The organism is Sphingobacterium siyangense (genome assembly GCF_023277505.1).
GTDB classification, from domain to species: Bacteria; Bacteroidota; Bacteroidia; order Sphingobacteriales; family Sphingobacteriaceae; genus Sphingobacterium; species Sphingobacterium siyangense.
In genome coordinates, this window is sequence record NZ_CP080574.1 from 4,675,249 (window position 1) to 4,693,634 (window position 18,386).

Annotated in this window: 22 protein-coding genes; 1 reads left to right on the plus strand and 21 read right to left on the minus strand. The window is 39.5% G+C overall.

The annotated features are described in order from the left end of the window. Positions 1-930 (plus strand): class I SAM-dependent methyltransferase, encoded by a 930-nt coding sequence (locus K2F45_RS19590; protein ID WP_248932158.1) that lies wholly within the window; start codon positions 1-3, stop codon positions 928-930. Between the two features lie 41 nt (positions 931-971). Here the strand turns inward: K2F45_RS19590 and K2F45_RS19595 are convergent, their stop codons facing one another. From K2F45_RS19595 to K2F45_RS19695, 21 genes are all read right to left on the minus strand, one after another. Next, positions 972-1,316: a hypothetical protein gene (locus K2F45_RS19595; RefSeq protein ID WP_248932159.1), complete on the minus strand. Its 345-nt coding sequence runs from the start codon at positions 1,314-1,316 to the stop codon at positions 972-974. Positions 1,317-1,360: 44 nt separating this feature from the next. Next, positions 1,361-2,032, minus strand: coding sequence for a hypothetical protein (locus tag K2F45_RS19600; protein ID WP_248932160.1), 672 nt, complete (start codon positions 2,030-2,032; stop codon positions 1,361-1,363). A gap of 159 nt (positions 2,033-2,191) precedes the next feature. Then, entirely contained in the window at positions 2,192-2,809 is a 618-nt protein-coding gene (locus tag K2F45_RS19605) for a hypothetical protein (protein ID WP_248932161.1), read from the minus strand. 75 nt (positions 2,810-2,884) lie between these two features. Next, a complete protein-coding gene (locus K2F45_RS19610) occupies positions 2,885-3,499 on the minus strand; it encodes a hypothetical protein (RefSeq protein WP_248932162.1) in 615 nt (204 codons plus the stop codon). Continuing rightward, entirely contained in the window at positions 3,499-4,305 is an 807-nt protein-coding gene (locus K2F45_RS19615; RefSeq protein WP_248932163.1) for a DUF4099 domain-containing protein, read from the minus strand. Before K2F45_RS19615 ends, K2F45_RS19610 begins: the two co-directional genes overlap by 1 nt. 20 nt (positions 4,306-4,325) lie before the next feature. Continuing rightward, entirely contained in the window at positions 4,326-5,513 is a 1,188-nt protein-coding gene (locus tag K2F45_RS19620; RefSeq protein ID WP_248932164.1) for an ArdC family protein, read from the minus strand. Beyond that, positions 5,503-5,667 (minus strand): hypothetical protein, encoded by a 165-nt coding sequence (locus tag K2F45_RS19625; RefSeq protein WP_248932165.1) that lies wholly within the window; start codon positions 5,665-5,667, stop codon positions 5,503-5,505. The genes K2F45_RS19620 and K2F45_RS19625 overlap by 11 nt, the downstream gene beginning before the upstream one ends. Continuing rightward, positions 5,664-6,065 carry a M23 family metallopeptidase gene (locus tag K2F45_RS19630; RefSeq protein WP_248932166.1) on the minus strand — a complete coding sequence of 134 codons (402 nt, stop codon included), beginning with the start codon at positions 6,063-6,065 and terminating at the stop codon, positions 5,664-5,666. Before K2F45_RS19630 ends, K2F45_RS19625 begins: the two co-directional genes overlap by 4 nt. A 153-nt stretch (positions 6,066-6,218) precedes the next feature. Then, the gene (locus tag K2F45_RS19635; RefSeq protein ID WP_248932167.1) at positions 6,219-8,258 is read right to left on the minus strand and encodes a type IV secretion system DNA-binding domain-containing protein; all 2,040 of its coding nucleotides are present in this window, start codon (positions 8,256-8,258) and stop codon (positions 6,219-6,221) included. Positions 8,259-8,269: 11 nt separating this feature from the next. Beyond that, the gene (traN, locus tag K2F45_RS19640) at positions 8,270-9,115 is read right to left on the minus strand and encodes a conjugative transposon protein TraN (RefSeq protein ID WP_248932168.1); all 846 of its coding nucleotides are present in this window, start codon (positions 9,113-9,115) and stop codon (positions 8,270-8,272) included. A gap of 19 nt (positions 9,116-9,134) precedes the next feature. Further along, the gene (locus K2F45_RS19645; protein WP_248932169.1) at positions 9,135-10,298 is read right to left on the minus strand and encodes a conjugative transposon protein TraM; all 1,164 of its coding nucleotides are present in this window, start codon (positions 10,296-10,298) and stop codon (positions 9,135-9,137) included. A 58-nt stretch (positions 10,299-10,356) separates the two neighbouring features. Beyond that, entirely contained in the window at positions 10,357-10,581 is a 225-nt protein-coding gene (locus tag K2F45_RS19650; RefSeq protein ID WP_248932170.1) for a hypothetical protein, read from the minus strand. Between the two features lie 184 nt (positions 10,582-10,765). Then, a complete protein-coding gene (gene traK, locus K2F45_RS19655) occupies positions 10,766-11,380 on the minus strand; it encodes a conjugative transposon protein TraK (protein WP_165308865.1) in 615 nt (204 codons plus the stop codon). A 15-nt stretch (positions 11,381-11,395) separates the two neighbouring features. Next, positions 11,396-12,514 (minus strand): TraJ family protein, encoded by a 1,119-nt coding sequence (locus K2F45_RS19660; RefSeq protein WP_248932171.1) that lies wholly within the window; start codon positions 12,512-12,514, stop codon positions 11,396-11,398. A 14-nt stretch (positions 12,515-12,528) separates the two neighbouring features. After that, positions 12,529-13,308 (minus strand): hypothetical protein, encoded by a 780-nt coding sequence (locus K2F45_RS19665; RefSeq protein WP_248932172.1) that lies wholly within the window; start codon positions 13,306-13,308, stop codon positions 12,529-12,531. Between the two features lie 3 nt (positions 13,309-13,311). Then, positions 13,312-13,983 (minus strand): hypothetical protein, encoded by a 672-nt coding sequence (locus K2F45_RS19670; protein WP_248932173.1) that lies wholly within the window; start codon positions 13,981-13,983, stop codon positions 13,312-13,314. Next, positions 13,980-14,636, minus strand: a complete 657-nt coding sequence (locus K2F45_RS19675; RefSeq protein WP_248932174.1) for a hypothetical protein — start codon at positions 14,634-14,636, stop codon at positions 13,980-13,982. The genes K2F45_RS19670 and K2F45_RS19675 overlap by 4 nt, the downstream gene beginning before the upstream one ends. Positions 14,637-14,640: 4 nt before the next feature. Next, complete coding sequence (locus K2F45_RS19680; RefSeq protein ID WP_248932175.1) at positions 14,641-15,303, minus strand: hypothetical protein; 663 nt, start codon at positions 15,301-15,303, stop codon at positions 14,641-14,643. Continuing rightward, positions 15,296-17,782 carry a TraG family conjugative transposon ATPase gene (locus K2F45_RS19685; protein ID WP_248932176.1) on the minus strand — a complete coding sequence of 829 codons (2,487 nt, stop codon included), beginning with the start codon at positions 17,780-17,782 and terminating at the stop codon, positions 15,296-15,298. The genes K2F45_RS19680 and K2F45_RS19685 overlap by 8 nt, the downstream gene beginning before the upstream one ends. After that, on the minus strand, positions 17,766-18,065 hold the full coding sequence (locus K2F45_RS19690; protein ID WP_165308872.1) for a DUF4133 domain-containing protein: 300 nt from the start codon (positions 18,063-18,065) through the stop codon (positions 17,766-17,768). The genes K2F45_RS19685 and K2F45_RS19690 overlap by 17 nt, the downstream gene beginning before the upstream one ends. Next, positions 18,062-18,367 carry a DUF4134 domain-containing protein gene (locus K2F45_RS19695; RefSeq protein WP_248932177.1) on the minus strand — a complete coding sequence of 102 codons (306 nt, stop codon included), beginning with the start codon at positions 18,365-18,367 and terminating at the stop codon, positions 18,062-18,064. Before K2F45_RS19695 ends, K2F45_RS19690 begins: the two co-directional genes overlap by 4 nt. Positions 18,368-18,386 lie beyond the last annotated feature (19 nt).

Here is an 18,386-nt window from a genome sequence, read left to right on the forward strand (position 1 = left end):
ATGGAAAATACAAACAACAATACCGAATCATTTCAAGAAGACAGTTATAATAGGCATTCCAATTGGTATACAAATCTCTTTCCCGAAAAAGAACAGAAGATAGCTTTGTTAAATGGAATAAAGACATATAAAGGAACCATAAATCATTGGTTGCAGAATCAGTTTTTTGAATGTGTTAAACCTATTACAAAATATAAAAATGCATCCTGGTTGACCGTAGGTGACGCTTACGGGCATGATGCAAACTATTTAATCGAGAATGGCGTCCAAAACGTAATTGCTTCCGATATAAGTGATGAATTTCTTGCCGTATCTAAAGAGGTTGGCATTGTTGAGCAATACTCCGCTGAAAATGCAGAAAATCTCTCCTTTGAAAATAATAGCATAGACTATATTTTATGTAAAGAAACTTATCATCATTTTCCACGGCCTTATGCCGCTCTTTATGAAATGATCCGAGTAGCAAAAAAGGGGATTGTTATTATCGAACCGCAAGATCCGATTATGAAAATGCCTTTCTTGTTATTTATTAACAATGTTTTAGAAAAAATAAAACATGGCTTAGTAAATAAGATATGGAAAAACCGCTTTTCTTATGAAGCAGTTGGCAACTTTGTATATAAGGTTTCTGAGAGGGAAATGGAAAAGTTTGCAGCTGGTATTAACTTACCAATGGTAGCGATCAAAAATTTCAATCCGAACTTCTGGTTCCCCGGAAGTGAAAAAATTCCGGCTGTAAAATCAGAGAAGAAGTTTAGAAAAATTCTCTTCAAAAAAGGTCTTAGGGATTTTTTATCAAATTTTGGCATTGTACCAAGTCAGTCTTTAAGCATAATAATATTTAAAACCCTTCCTGAAGTCGAATTACGGGAATCTTTAAAAAAGGATGGGTACAAATTAATTGAAATACCAAAGAATCCATATTTATAAAGTTAAATAACGAGGGAATACTTCTCGTTATTTAACTTTCTTTAATTTCTTCCAAAAGGATTAATTGGAACCCCAATTGAAAACCCCAAGATTCCTTTATCTTTTATTGGAATGTTACTTATGTTATCCCTAATATCAGGAATTTCATATTTCAATGTTAAACTTGCGATATCTTTTTCATTTTTAGTAACAGGAACAGTAACTCCAAAACCTGCATCTAAAGATTTCAGATCTTTAGTTAATGTCTGTTTTCCATAAGTACTTAATCCAATATAGAAGGTTTTGGAAATAGAAAACAAAGTCATTAGGTTATAATTTATACTGGCTGTATTTTCCACTATTAGTTTTCCTTCCTTAACCCTTTTTGTGTCAGAAGATACCTCCATTGTTTTTCCGTTACTATCTGTAATAGTTTCAAAATTTTTAATATTTACAGATTTGAGGAGGAATAATTATGATCATTTGTTTTATACTCAAACCCAGCCTTACCAATAATAGAGAAAAACTTTAAATATCGTCTAGATGGAAAAAAATATAAATTTAAATCAGTCTTTGCAACAAAGCTATTTAGATTCTCCTTACTAAACTTATCTTTATTCAATAGTGCCAAATCATTATTATAAGTTTCTAAAGTAGCATAATTATAGCCCGCCTTTGTATTTAACCATAACCAAAATATTTGGGAGGCATCATAAATTGAAGCATTTTCAACATTTCCTTTATACTTATCCTCAATTGTGTCAGTGTAAAATTTGGTGGTAGTAAAAAAGAAACGGTTAAAATTCAAATTGACTCCAAGATCAGGCAACCAAGCTCCATTTTTAATTAAAGGAGTAAAATCGTTTAATGAAGCAACTTTTCCATCAAAATATAATTGATTAAACATTCCTGGGATTACAGGAACATTTAAAAGCAACTCAGGACTTTTTGAAATATCAAACACAAAACCTCCTTTTGGAACGTTCGTTTTAGTTCCTAAAACTTTTGTTATGAACTCTTTTAGGTCATCTGTCCGTCTTTTGTCACTTTTCTCCTCGGTCTCTTGAGCATTCGCACCTAGGCAGGTCGCAAATACTATTGTTGTTAATAATATCTTTCTCATTGTTTTAAGGCTAAAATGGTAATGTTAATTTACCAAAAAACAATTAATTATTCAAGTACAACAGATATTAACAATTATGATTTTTATATATTTAAAACAACCTTAAATGATATGAAAGCAAATATAAAAATAGGGAAAAGCTTTCCCTATTTTTATATACTAGCGTCCTCTTTTAGTTTGTTGCTCATTATTTGGACCTAAATTCTCTATCCATATTATATTGGCTTTAGGTTGGGCATACTGGCCTTTTTTAAGACCAGATTCCAAAAGGAGTTTTTCAGGAATATTTGAATTTAAAATAATTTTATCGGGCCCTAGTTTTGGAATAATTTTATCTCTTATCAAATTCTTGATATGTTCGATCCCCTTAATATTACTTAGGAATTTTTCCATCGAGTGATTGAAAGTAAAATAAGAATACGAATCATTTGGAATACCATAGGCAATTCCATTGTCGGTTATTTTAGCAAGTTTCTTATTGAATTTTTCGAGGTCTTTTTTCTGTAAATGATCGTAAAGTAGATCATTAATTTTCTCCTCCAAAGCCATATTGATAAAACGATCATCCGGTTTTTTAAAAGATTTCGCATACTCTTCGGCCTGTTTTATAAGATCTTTTCCTTTTGCATCTTTTTCGTAATAATTCGTTTCGCCACCATGCCCTGTATTTTCAGCATATCCGGCATGTTTACCATTAATATATAAAGAGGCTGTAAATGCCTCCGTCTCCTGACTTAAAGAAGGAAAATGTTTAATATTTTTAAGTTCAATATTCATAAAATATTATTTAAAAGGTGAATAAATCCATAAGTTTGAAGGCGGTTAATAATTAATCTTTTTGGGAACTAAATACTATAGGGCGGCAAATAATTTGTGGAAATTCAGAAATCCTTTAATAGGTTTATGAGTTCGAAGGGCGAACCGTTTACCAGAAATCATCTCAAAATAGTTTAGAGAAAACTTCTCAATCAGTAACACAAGACTTTGCGAGTCAAATTCTATTTTTATCAGATCATCATTGATCTGAAATTTTGAGTCAATAGCACGGCTCCAAAGAGCAATCTTGCAGTCGAAGATTTTCCCAATCAAACTATTTTCAGATATAAGATGGATTTTCGCATTAGGGAACTCATAAATGAGTTCCCTATAATTTTCTCTACTTGGTAGATATCCTACCGAAGCAAAAGCGATAGATAGTGCATTATCAACATACTGTGGAAAAAGATGTGCAAAACACAAGATATCTGTACAAGTTGAAGCGATAAACAAATGAATTACAGAATCTGGTATTTGATGATGGGCTTTCCAGATACCACTAGCGACCTCGTTAACATACCCGTTGCTATTCCAAATTTCCTTTGGCTGCTCTGAAAAATATCTATAGCTGAACTCAAAACCGGCAGAAGATCTTTTAAAGAATGGTTCAAAGAATCGGATCACATCCTGATCCAAATCACCTGCATTCATTAACGGGACGATGAACGTCCATATCCCCTAGACTCTTGATTTGGGATATGTTTATTTATTAATTGCTGAATGGTAACATTAGAATCCACTACATTTCCTTTTTGTTTCATATCAGCAATGGCCTGATTATACCCATTAGTATAACCTTCTGATTGAAATTTAGCAGCACGGTTTTTCAGGGCCTGAATCCCTCTATATACAAGGTACGAGATACCAGCATCAAACAGGATCGAAAGTGCGAGTCTTTTGTTATCCGATTTTAATCCCTGAGGGTTAAGCGCTGTATGCTGAAACCTGGTACCATCGGATAATTCCACAATCTGACCATTTTTAAATTTTTTCTTTTGTTCTTCTGTTAGCGTCTCTGAATTTACTGTTAATGGGGCATTTACCTTTTCAGGATCATAGGAAATAAACTCTTTGGTCTGTTCATCATATTCGATGATTATTTTCCTGACCTTACCCTTTTGTACTTCTTGCTCTTTGGCAATATTATCAATCTCGCCATTTTGCAGTTTCTGGCTTTCGTTTTCATCCAAAAGCTCATGTGCTTTTGCCACCTTGTATATTGGATGCACATTCAGGCTTACACTTCCGTCCTGATTTTTCTTTAAAGATAGTTTGGCATCAAGTTCGGGAATAGAAAGCCCATCAAATTTAAGATCTTTAAAATTTGTCATTTCGGTCCTTCTACCCATAAGAAGTGCATTGATATTGTCCCTGGAAAGAAGTATCCGTCCCTGAATATATAGTCCCAATTTTTCAAGTTCACCAAGGGGAAGTTCGTTGTCTTTAAATTGATTCATGCTATTTTCTTGTTATAGAATTAACGTTTTAAACCATAAGAAGCTTTTTGAACTTCTTCATTGCTATTAGAAATTGCTGGAGATTTTATATCATTGCCGTTTTTTACATCTAGCAGCGATTGATAGAGCCTGTCGTTTTTAGAGAGTACAAATTTCTTTCCGGTGTCCTCTACTTCCATCTGAAGCCTTCCTCTTTTCAGTTGACTGGTTACTTTATAAACAGACTCCTTGTACGGAATGGTATCGCCAATAAAGAGTTTGGATTCATTTTTTTGCTGGCTTTTATTAGTGGTATGCTGGTTAAGTTCACGTTTACGCTCAAAATCCAGCAGATAAGAAAATATCTTTTCTGCATCCGTTGCCGCCGCATGGATTTCATAAGGATTATTTTTTAAAATTTCGATCCACCCTTTTACATAAGCAGCATGCTGGCCCGGATCATGACCGATCTTGAACTCATCTCCGATCAACATCGAGGCAATCTCGGCCCTTAATTCTTCCCGTGCGTAACCCTCACTCCCAAATCTGTTAAAAAGGGACCTGTTGAGCCTGTCCTGATGTCCAGTCCAATGTCCAAGCTCATGAAGGAGGGTAGCATAATAGCGGTCAGGAGAGGTAAACTGTTCTTTTAAGGGCATAGTTATACTGTCAGAACGGAGACTATAATACGCCTCATCACCTTTTCTGTGATTGACCACCGCGCCGGAAAGGAGAACCAGATCTTCCGCACGGATTATTGGGTCCCAATCAGATTTCAATTGGGGCTTTAACTCTAATTTAGGAATTCCACTGACCTGTTCAGCATTAAAGACCCAAGCTGCTGTGACAATGGCACGTTCCAAAGGTGTCCTTACTTTTATGCTTTTACCGTTTTCATCAAGGACTTTTTTCCCATTTTCATCTAATTTTGGGATAAGATCATGGGTTTTGACAAATTGAACAAGCGTACCTTTTTCACCCTTGTTTATTTGCCAGCCTTTGGAATCAGCTTGCTTAAAAGTCAACCATCGGGGGTCTTCCCTCCCTGAATTCAGCAGTGAAAAGATATTGATTCCTTTATATCTATTCCCGGTAATTGCGTTATAAGGTAGACTGAAATCGGTTGAAGCGGAATTCCAAGGTTTCTGCCAGGGAGCTGTTCCTTTTTCCAGTTTTTCGATGAGGGCTACGGCAACCTGTTCGTGCAGTGATTTTACCTTATTGTTCATCCTCCTCTCCTTCCTCGCTATTTTCCTCGTCAAAAGGAAATTCGTCACCATAAGATATGCCGTATATGACGGCCTCTTCGGGCGTAAGCCCAATTTCTTCGCCTTCTTTCAGAATTCTAAGTTTCTCGTTGAGGCTTTCAAAAGATTTATTCATTTTTTTTGCTCGTTTAAAGGATTTAAGCTGAACTCATTGAGTTTTTTAAGAAAAAGAATGGGGTCAATAAATTGACCCCGGATTTTGACTGAGAGATGGAGATGCTCTCCGGTCGCCAGACCTGTTCTACCGCTTACACCAAGAAGATGACCGGGCAGTAAACATTCGCCTTTTTGGACCAATAGTCGAGATAGATGTCCGTATATAACCTGGATTTCATCACCTGATTCTATTACCAGAAATTTACCCAGCGTAGGACTTTCCCCGGCATTCACCACATATCCTGAAATTATATTAAAGATGGGTGAACCTCTGGCGGCAAGATCTACACCATTATGATGAATAGGTTTTAATTTTATGGGATGTACCCTAAAACCATAAGGCGACGTAACCCTCATTTTTTCAAGCGGGAGACTAAAATCTATAGATTGCCCAACAGCATTTAAGGAAATAAAAAGCAATAAGAATATCCAGATTATTAGTCTACGGTAAACTGGATAAACGGGGCAACGAATATTTTGCATAGTGAAATTAAACGGGTGATCTGAAAATTATTCCGATGATTTTTTGTATTTATCCGTTAAGGATTCCGTTTCGGTAGGCTGCGTATACCGAAATCCGGTAACCGCTTCGACAACTGAATTAACCTCCTCTTTGATCTTTTTGAAATTTGACAGCAGTATCTGTTCTTTTCTCTCTCCAAAATCATAGAATATGGGCAATTCTCTATAATGCTGTTCTTCCTGTTTTATCGCACCAACATCAATATTTATCCGGCAGTTAACAGCTGAGGTCCTGAATTTTCCGGTAAATTTCTCTATTGCATCAGAAGCGACGAGTCCTACCATCTGGCCAGCAGGGAGTGCTGCGATTTTACCTGCAGGGATAAGAGGTTCGAGTTTTTCTGACAGGGATATGGAAGTTTTATTCCTGTCGATACTGAGGCTTTCGCTCTGCTGTTTTACCTTTCCAAAGATCCGTTCCAACCACTCAAGTGTATCTTTGTTCTGTACGCTTCCTGATAGAACGTTTCCCACGACTGAAGTAATCGTCGCGGATGTTTCTTTGCCATACTGCTGCTGAAACTGCTGTAAACTCTGGATACCCAGGACTGTTGCCACAAGATTACTTCGGGCCTGGCTAAGGACCTGTTCAATACGGTATAAATATAAACTTGGAGCCTCATCAACGACTATTCCAACAGGAAGGTTTCCTTTGGAATTCACCAATTTTGTAACACGGTTCACGACAACTGATAAACATGCGGAATTGATGCTCTGGGTAGCGGGATCATTAGCCAAGATCAGTATTCCGGGATGTTTGGGATTACTGACCTGTAGTTCAAAGTCATCTCCCCCAAACACCCAGAACGTTTCTTTTGTCGCCAGCCTGCTGATAAAGATTTTTAATGTTCCGACCTGTCCCTCCAGCTGCTCAAAAGCACGAGCCTTATAAGCTGTCATAAAGGGAGACAGAAGCGAATTAAGTTCGTCGTTGCTAAAGAGCGTGTCAAAAACATCTTCATAGGACAGGTTCAAAAATGCCAGAACATGTGGCAAGGTTGAATAGCGTCCATTTTCATACTTACAAAAGAAGTAGATACAAGCCGTTAAGAAATTTACAGCAGATTGGGTAAAAAACTGGTCGCTTCCTCCGCTCTTATCACCCTTTTTAAGGGCCTCTACCAAAGCCTCGGCAGTTTCGTTAGCATCAGCAAGGGTCTGCAAATATTCCGGCTTAAATGGATTTGCCCGGCGGCTTCTGGATGGGTCATTCAGGTTAATGACATGAAATTCATAATCCAGCATTTTTCCTTCCTGTTTCGCCAGCAGGTAATGATAGTAGGCAATCTTTCCAAGATCAGGATACTTTAGATCATAAATACACATGGTGAATGAATTGGCGATCATCTGCCTGATAATTGGCATAATGACCCCAAAACTTTTACCACTTCCCGGAACTCCGCAGACCAAACAGCCCCTAAATAAGTTTTCCAGTGGAATATAGCCTTGATTAACCTTTCCCTTATAATAAAACAACATTGGAATATTGACAGAATAAGGTGTGATTTTCGCCTGCGTGGGCTGCATAAAGGATTCTTCCTCGATATTCCATTTATCTTTCCCTAATCTAGAGCTGATAATCTTTGAAATGTTGTCTAGTGCAACATGGATCAGGACAATCCCCAGAAAAGAGCTGAATACATAACCAAGATCATAATAATTCAGCCCATATAGAATCGGTTTCCCCTGATGACCGTGCAGCCATACCGCAAGCGCAATTATTATGAATCCAAGCGTGAGGGGATAAACAATTTGGTTCTTGGGGTTTAGATCTTTCTTCTTTTTACTCAGGGTACCTATAGAAACCAATACGACCAAAAAGACAGTAAATAGCTTACTGGCAAGCAGCCCCGAATAAAAAGGCATCCTTGCCAACTTGGTTGCAAAAAGTAAATTTGTCTTGTTTAGAATCCCATATTCAAGGGATTTCTCAACATAAAGAAAGAGATAGAACTCTAGAAAAATGGAAAGATAAATGGCAAACTGGAAGAATCTATAAAGGCCCTGCTGCTCTTTTGTTTCTTCCATATTTTTATTGGTTATAGAGAATCGGCATTCAGAATATCCTGGTATTTGATTTTCAGGTCAATTGCCCTGCCCGATAGCTGTTTTTCAGTGAGACTTATCCGCAATATTTTACTGCCCGGAAATGTTACTTTTTTAAGAACATAAATATTCCGGTTCTTTTTCTTTAGAAGGTCGAATGGCTGAAATTGCCAGATGGGTTCTATCTCAACCGACTGGACATTTGTTGCCTTGGTGATTCTTTTATCTTCCACAAAAAAACGTAGCTGATCTGGCCTAAATGAAAGGTTCGTTTTATTGACAAATGAAAGATCAAGAAAAATGAAATCCCCGATCGTTCTGATACCGTTCAGATAGATCCCTATTCCAAACTTCTCTTCCTTCCTCTTTGGACGGTTTCCGGATTGGGTTAAAAGAGTATAGGATAAGGACCTCATCTGACTCCTGCTTAGGTTGTTTTCCAAAGGCTCCAGCGGGACCGTAGATAAAGGATTTATTTCATAAAGGACGGGCGAATGTGCTTCAATGTCCTGACCAGATTTCAAGGCTCTGAACTGTGTCATGAAATTTTCTCCGACCACTGTAATGCTGCCGAGTTCTGTCCCTGAATCATCTAGATCCATGCTGTCCGGAACAATTTTAAGCCGAAGCAGATTATCAATAGGAAGATCTGCCGCTACTTTTTTTGAAGATATATCCACGTACTTGATCGGTTCCGGTGAAAGAATGTGAATTGTATTTCCTTTGGAAAACCTGATAGATTTAAGGTCGCCAAGTAAATGGTCACCTCCTGTCTGTGCCATTGTCGGGGTTACGGCGAACAGAAATATTGCCGATAAAAACAGAAATAGATTTCTCATAATTGAAAATGATGAATGATTATTTGTATTGTTTTTGATTTTCACGAAGTGCTTGTGGGTCTATCAGATAGACCAGCGTATTATATTTGATTTTCGCCCTGTTTTTTCTGATATACCTGGAAACTGCTGTAGTAGTCGACTGAAACATCCTTTGGATCACGCCCATAATAATCTGGTTCTGGTTTTCTCCCCCCTGCATTGAAATTCCCTGAGAAGAATTTGCGCCAAGTTCTTTGCTGAACTCCCTGAAAGCGGATGCGGGCACATAAAGGCCCTGAAGACCATCATTATCATACAGATCAAGTTTTATGGGCAGGATCTTACCTCCCTGCATAATTGAGGTAATGCTCAAAAGGACACGTTGGCCGGTAAATCCACTTATCTTTGCGTATAAATAGCTGCCTTTGTGGATCAGATTGCTTCCCACCAATAAATCATCCATGAGCCTGATCCGCAACCTGGAATCCACATATCCGGTCATATTCTCGTCAATTATGGCCTGAATAAAAGAATCGTTCGGATTGTCTCTTACCGTATTGAAAACGGATTCGGTATCGTCGGCCTTTCTGACTTTAAGCAATGGCATTTCAGCTTCCGCTTTTTTCGCCATTTCAATCCGCTGCCTCTCCTCTCTTGCTGCTCTTTCTTCCGGATCATTTGCCTTTGCCAGACTATCGGCAAATTCCATCTGCCGGCGGAACAGGAGCATCGGATCTTCTTCTTTCCGTTTTGGTTCTTTTCTGGATTCTGGATTGGATTTAGGGACAAGGGAACCCAGTACACGGTCCAGGTCTTCATTTCCATGCACAGCCTTTGGTGCATCAACTGAAATTAGCGATTCCTGTTTAAGCTTTTCCCTTATGGAATCTAACTTGCGTTTTTCCTTATCATTGTACATTTCATCAAAACGGAATCCAACTACTTTGTCTTCCTGTAATTGATTCACAGCGGTATAGCCATCTCCTCGACGGTACATTTCCCGGTAAGCATTAAGCTTATCGGTTAAAGCTTTATTTTTCACCTCTGGGGAGACTTCCGAAATTTGTTCTTTTAGCTGGGGCCCATTATCTTTTACAGCACTCTCTTTTGAAAATGCGGATTGGTAAACGTAAAAGAAAATACAGATAAAAGGCAGGGCGATAATCGGTATGATATATTTGGGCCTTTTTAGGTCTAATTTCATAATATAATTTGATTTAGAATTGAGAAATACTAAGCGGGTATAGGGAAAAAATGCTGGATCAATCTTTGGTTATCGAATCCTTCCCATTATGGTTTTCCAGCGACAAAAGCCTATCCTTTATCTGGATAAGGATCATACTGTCCTGTTTATCCAGGTTATCCTTTTTTGAAATCTCTTCTAGGACAGCCTGGAGTTCAAGTACTTCTTTTAGATCGGAGATTGAACCAAATATATTTCCCACTCCATCCGCAATAGGCGCCGATAGTTTCGCATTTTTCCCCATTTTTACTTCCTTTTGCCTTGGCAGCATAAAAAAAAAGCAGATTGAAATCACGATACATAACACCATGAACATAAAAACCTGTTTGGGATATGTGCTCAATTTTGACCTTACACATCTTCTAAGATGGACTGTATATCTGGAAAATTCATTGCCAATCTCTTTCCAGATACTACTTTCGGATTTATTAGAGGTTATTTTTTTGAACATAACTGAGGTCTTTATTTTCCAATGTTTTCCATCTCGTTATCAGAACTGCATGCGCGTTGTTGTCTGTCCTAATTTTAAGGTCCCTTAAATATCCTTCTGTAATGAGACTACGAACGACGGTTGAGCTCCGTCTGTCTATGGTCTGTTTACCATAAAAGCGAAAATAGTTTCCTTCAAGGTGGATTGAATCCGTCTGGACCGTAAGTACCGCACTGGAAGACAAGATGGAATTAAAAAATCCTTTCTCACGGAGGTTATTGTATTGTAAAGCACCTGATTCATCAATCAAATACATCGCCCGCTTCATCTGGTATTCTATAAACTTCTCGTCCGGTGTCAGCGTAAAAAAAAGACTATGGAATAAATTTATATGCGTTCGGTACTCGGCTGAACGGTTCATTTCAACACTGGTCTGCTGCGCGGCCAATGGCACATTATTTATATCCAGTACATATACTGACTTTCTTGCACTTTCCACCTGTTTGAAGGCAAAGAAAGAAACTATGGACACCAGCAGAAAGGCCGTTATTAAACTCCCGACGGCAATAAGGGTTGCCAGACGAATCTTTGATTCTATATTTTTGATAATCATGTTCTTTATTTAAGTTTAGAATTTTGCGATCACTCTCCTAGCTGTTCTTGCCATACCGGATGCCCCACGGCCCATTGTACCCGCGGCAGAAGTGATTCCAGAAGTGGATACAATCCATGTACTGATACTTGGCACTGTGAGCATCGTAAGCCCGCCGATCAGGAAGGTTACTATGACGATCCCAAATGACATTATCCCATTTCCGGCAAGCCAGCCAAGTTTTTCGAGCCTATCGCCAGAAGTCGATAATAATTCCTGATAACGGGTGATCTCAGCTTCTAAGGCATACTGCTGAAAAAGACTGGCTATATGCATCACTAGATAGGCAATCCCAGAATATAGGTTTACGGAAACAAAGCGTGCTATCCAAGTTCCAAAGGAATCCCTGAAAGCTGGAAGAATACTTACCGCAACGGAGAATGGGCCTAAAATGATCAGAATGGTCGAATAGAGTATCTGGATCATGAATATGATATAAACACAGATACGAAGTACCCAGACTGCCAAGGTTTCCAGTGTATAGGTTGCCCACAATTGCAAATTGATCTGCATCCTGTTTCTTAGCTCCACAACATTGTTCCAGACGGAAGTAAACCCATCTTTCACGGTTGAGGTGACCGCATCCCACGCTTTTCCGTACCAGGTATCCGCCTCATTTTTTGCAACTTCGGTTTCAGCCTGGATTTGAGTCAAAGAATTGGCTATGTCATACATGAGTTTTGCACGTTGGAGCCGAAGGCTATTGACTTCGGTCTGTCCGCTATCGAAGAGGCTTTCCGTTTTGGCAGCGACAATATCCGTTGGATAAGCGATCACCCTTGTGAAAGCTCCCCACCAAATAATGACCATGACCAGTCCAAATGGCCTGAGCAAGGGCATAATCTCCATTTTTTTATCGCCGGACATCATTTCATAGCTTTTTATGGCAAAAAATATGAGCATAAAAATTGCCGCTAGTGCCTGTGCGTCTGTAATAAAAGTATCGTAATGGGTCCATATCGTATCTTTCATCCCTTTCAGGAAGTGCATTACCCCTTCCTCGTATACCCCATTTCCCTGCAGGAAAGTGAAAGTATCCTTAAATGAATCAGGCCCCCCCACTGGAGATGCCTGTAAAAAAAATGTGTATGTCATAAAAAATTAATTTATCATCTGCTCTTATTTAGGATTTTGTCCGCAATTTCAATATCAGATTTTCCAGTATGTGGGAACGGCATGACCGGATCTATCTCCTTAATGGAAGACAGGTCACTTGATAGGGATAGAAATTTCAGGGCATTGCTTTTCTTGGATTCCCACCCCGATTCAAGAACCCTATATTCCGACAATAGGCGATGATAGCCCATAATCCTGCTGCCCCTTTCAAGATCTGTTGTTTTAAGGATTTCCAGACGTTCTATGAGGCCCGATCTTTCACTGGTATACCATTCATAAGTACCTTTATTTATCAGATATTCTTTTACCTCTGAACTGAGCCCTTGAAGGATTAGGGATTCATCCTTTTCTAGGGGGGCGAACTCATGTTTATAGTATAGCAACCAAAGTGGATCTGCGGCACTCACAACCCCTGAATAGTTGGTGAGTTCCTTTATAGCTGTATTTCGGATGGTATCGGACTGCTTTTTATAGGAATCATTGGTCTGCTGCATGGCAATCACCAGCCCCATCCGCATGGTCTGGGGGCCGGAACCTGAAAGGGGACGCCTGTCCAGCTTGGGATAATTGGGATGAAGGCCCCAGGTGAGCCAATACTGATAATTCAGTCCAAGAAAGCCAGAGGTCGGGGTAAATTTCTTTCGGTCCCATTGTTTATGTACCATACGCTCCTGCTGATTGATAATATGTTTATCGGTTTGGCGCTTGATCCGCTGCCCAATGACAGCTTTAGATCCAAGCAGTAAAATAACAACAGTTAATATTCTCCACATAATTCAATGTTTTACAGCTTCATAATTCCTTAATATCTCGTTTGCTTTTTGGATGTCCTTATTGACAAAATTTTTAAAAGGATTCACCGTTTTTAATAATCCGTTTATTTTTGTCCAATAAACCGAACGTTCCATACTGAAAAGAAGCGCGCGCATCACCTTTAGTTCGATGATGATCTTCCGCAAAAGAAAATCCCGTTTTTCATAATCCATTAAGACATTTTTGCCTTCCTTGAGAACAAAATCAGAAACTTCCGTAGCAATATTTATCCCCCTTTCTTTTAGTTGCCTAGCTGTTCCTTCCGCTACTAAAAGCAGCCAGGGTTCTTCTTTTGAAATCTCGATAAGGCTATTGGACTGTTTAATAATTTCAGCGATCAGAGAAGAAACCTGTAACACGGATCTACCGGACTTCAAAGCATTGTTTACCTCCGTTAGTGACCTATGGATCACCTGCTGAACGATTACCAGGGAAGACAGGTTGAGATTGATGTCTTCAACATTTTGATTGATCTGCTTTAGCATACTGTTATGCGCCGATTCGGAGGCCAGCCTGACCGCACCGTTTTCATTTACGATTGCCAGATGTTCGGTATCTGAAATTATTGTCACATAACTTTGCCCATACAAAAAATCAAAACAGAAAATAATCAGTGTTATGAGAGAATACTTCATGGTTTCTTTTCTAATTGTCTTAATATATTTTCTACAATTCTTCTGTCGGTGTTTATATACTCGCTAAAGGGATTTAGACCATCCAGTATTTTCTTCTTTGTGGAGTAATAAAGGGTAGATGCCAGTGCCCTGGATACTCCTTCTATCTGTCGAAGTTCAGTCAGTATATGCGCATAAAGCGAACGGCGATCACTGGCTTTCATCTGGTTGAGTTCCCCAATTGTCAAAAACAGGCCGGCAATATATCTTCCCAATTGAACTGACCTATCTACGATTTCCTTTTCGCTATTTAAGGCCAGTGAAATAAATTCAGGATGGTCAGATGCGATACTTATTATTCTGTCCTGATGGGCAATAATCCGTTCAATGATCGGTCTGGATTCAATACCCATACTCAGTCCCTGCAATGCAGTATGCAGGATACTGAACCTTTTCTGGATCTCCCGATACCGCTTTTTGAGCGTTGTGGTGCCCGCAGTATTTACCTGCTCATTTGCCGTGGTTACGCCCTGACGGTCACGGGCCTCTTTCTGCCGTTCATACTCATCCTTGCTGTGACCTACCAGCTGGTGCAAAAGCTGTACATTCAGCTGGCAACTTGCAGTTTTGGATAAGCAGAGAATACAGAAACAAAAGATAATTCTCCATTTCATTGCATTACTTCTTTACAAGTCTAGAATTTCTGATAACATCATCCGCGATCTGTTTATCTATATTGATAAACCTCGCATAGGGATTTAAGGAATTGAGAATCCCGCGCTGTTTTGCCCAATACATATTGCGGTGCATTCCATAAGCTACACCTCTGAGAATGGTCATTTCCGTCTGTATCCGGTTGAGTAATTTTGCCCGTTCACCGGAATCCATCAGATTATCCTTCCCATCTTTGAGTACAAAAGCCCCTACCTCTGTGGCAAGGTTTGTCGCCCTGTTCTTAAATTCCCTTGCACCGGCTTCGGCAAAAAGTAAAAGCACAGGATTCCCCTTTGCAAGTACCATTGCTTTTTCGACATCCTCAATAATATCGACGGTAATTCCAGCAATCTCTTTTATGCTCAGCAGCGATCTGACCACAGAAGAGACCTCGGAGAGTCCTTTATAAATTTTATCCTGTAGATCATTGACGATCTGCAACTGCCCGGTAACAGCAAGCTGGCCCCGCTGGATCAGTGTCAGGTTATCGTTGACATGATCCAATTGCCTATTCATCACCGAGGCATGCGCTCCCGTTGCCGCTGCTACTGCCGGATCGATATAGATCTGTGCTTTCACTGACAAGCTTGGCAATAAGATCAGCAAAATCATAATTAGTCTATTCATTGGCCATAAGATTTAAAGTTTGAATTCCCTTTCTGTTAACTTCCCCAACAAAATCGTTCAGGGCTTTGCCAGAATATTCCAGATCTTTGACGAATGCGGTAAGGCCATCTTTGTAATTTCCAAAATGGTCCGCATAGATTTTTACAGCACTTTTTTCTGGTTTTTCGGTGGTAAATGCGAGATACTGAAATAAGGATACTTCCACGCCATATACTTCGCCCACCGTCCCCCTTCGGATGTAGACTTCCTTAAAACGGGACCTGTCTTCTTTATTCTGTAATTTATTTATGGTAAAGATCTTGCGTCTTTCTACATCGGTAATGGACAGCAGTTTTGCTATTTCATCATAATTGGACTGAAATTTAGACTGGTCAAGTAAACATATTGTATCCGAATTTGCCAGAATGCTGTCCTTGACTATTGGATTGCCCAAAATATCGCCTAGTTCTTGCGTAACGACCATGATTTCACCATAAAATTTTCTTACCGTTTTATACAGGTAAACTATGTAACCAGCCATTAAGGGGCTTGCAATGGCCTTCCATGCTTCTTCGATCACCAAGGCTTTACGCTGGAAAGTCCGGTGTCTCATTTTCTGTAGGAATAGATCCATAATAACCAGCGTAACAATAGGAAAAAGAGTCTTGTTCTCTTTCAAATTGTCGATTTCGAACACCACAAACCTCTCTTCAAAAAGGGAGGAGTCAGCGCTTTTGTTGAGAACGGTACCAAATTCCTGTCCGGTAAAGAATTTCTTCAAAACATACCTGTATTCATCCAGATCAAACTTTAAGGATTCATCTTCCATTATATCCTTGATCCTGTCAACGGAATACATATAAAAAGAATCGAAACTCAATCCGTTTGGACGCCCAGGATTTTGCGGACCGGGATCGAGGTAAAAATATTCATAATAATAGGAGGATATAACGTTTGATAAAAGTGTATCCTCTACCTGGGACAATTTTCCGTCGGCTCCCTTCCAGAGCAGCGCTACCAGGGTTTTTAAGAAATCCTTTTTCTCTAGGTTAAACTCTTCCTGAGTCAGGGCAAAAGGATTCATGGATATCGGGTTTTCCTCAGTATAGGTAAGGTAAGTTCCGCCTAGAAAAGTACAGAGGCCCTGATAGGAATCGCCGGTATCGACGATGACAATATCCATGTTATACCTATAATACTGTTCCAGAAGCGCATTCATGAAGAAAGATTTTCCGGTACCACTAGGTCCCAGCGCAAATTTCGAACGGTTGGAAATACGGTTTGTACTCAGGTCAGCAGGATCAAATGCAAGTGGTATCCCCTGTCGGTCTGTAAACCGGATCAGAAAATCGGTTTTTTCATCGCAGGGCAGTGATTCCTTAAAGAAATAACAGAGCGCCGCATCTACCGGAGTCAAAAACCAGTCATAAACCTGTAGTTCTACGGCATTGCCGGGTAATGAAGACCTGAATAATTCGAACTGGTTGTAAGCATTTCTGTTCGGAATAATCCCCTGCTGAAATAGGGACGATTCAATAAAATTCGATGACCTTTCCAGCAGTTCAGAATCGCAGCCGATCAAAATCGAAAAATGTGTATTTACGAGCAACTGATTGTCTTTTGCCACATCGGCCAATAAATTATCAATATCTTCAACATAGTGCTGATTGGCCGGATCGGGCATATTGGAATGCCTTTTCCTTTTAAGTTCCAGTTTGTTCAGTGTAAACTGCTGAACTGGAATTTCAATCACCTGATTATAGATCATGACCTTATAATCTGGCACCCTGTGCAGAAAAAATAAATTGTCAACGGGAAAATCCATCAAGCCGTTTGTTTCATTCCGTATCGCATACGCACTGATCGTGTCAGGCAATTCAACAATATCCGTATCTATGAGACTAATGCATCTGATGGATCTTTTCCCAAGATTTATCTGATTGTCCTGACACTGATAATTATCCAATACTGTTTCCGTATCCTCAAAATCAAATGAAAGAATCCTGTAAAAAAGACGATTGATTTCTACTTTTCCAAGAACCCTTGGATGAAGACCTGCACCACTTAATACCTCAATTACTTTACTTAGATCCCTTATAAACTTATAGAGCATCTTCTCATCGAAAGTATAGAATGTGCCTTTCTTTACCTGTTTGGTAAAGGTGATGTAGCTTCTGATTTCGGTAAATTCCCGACCGCTAAAATGTTCCTGATATTTTTGTTCCAAAAACACTTCCGATGGAACTGGACGATACTTTCTACGGATAAATACATCCTGCTTTTGGATTATATGTCCTTCCCCCAAAAGTTTGACCACACTGGAGAGTGCATGGTGATAGGCGGAATACTTGGTTTCATCGGCATCATATTGGATGACCGGATTGGTAATACTAAGGATAATTGAATAGTCCCCCTTATCCCCAAAGAGGATCGGGAAACCCATAAATTCATCAATGCCCGCAAAGGGTAGATTAAAGGCATGCTTACTTTGCTTTTTCATTTCTGAACAGTGTTTTGGAAGGATGGATAATAATTCCGTTGTGACGGGTTTTGTCGAATAGCCCCTTTTTCTGCTTACTGATCGTATACACCATTCCCAGAGTCATGAATAAGAGGATGCCCAGACAGCCAAGTATCATGTTGGTAAATGCGCCAATAAGACCTCCGCAGAGCATGCCGCCCATGATGGATATGACAGCGTAATAGATAAATTTCCCTTTAAAACCCCTGTAAATAAGGGGCTTTTGGAGCCCCTTATAAAATTGATAGTTTTTCTGGATCATACGCCAAAAAATGCCTTGATGACCACACTGACTAGAATGAGAAATAGACAGGAACCGCCCCACGACATCAGTTCTTTCGAGATATCCTGGTCTCCGCTGTTCCATTTGATATAGACCCTGATTCCCCCTATCAGCCCGACGACAGCCCCGATACTCAGTATCAATGTCGATATGGGATCGACATAGGTATTTAACGACGATGTGGCGGCGTCAATACCAACTGTTCCTCCTTGGGCGAAGGAACGTTCCGCAAAAAGGCAGATTGCGGATAAAACAAGTAACTTGCTTACTTTTACTCTCATAAGAAATAGGAATTAAAAA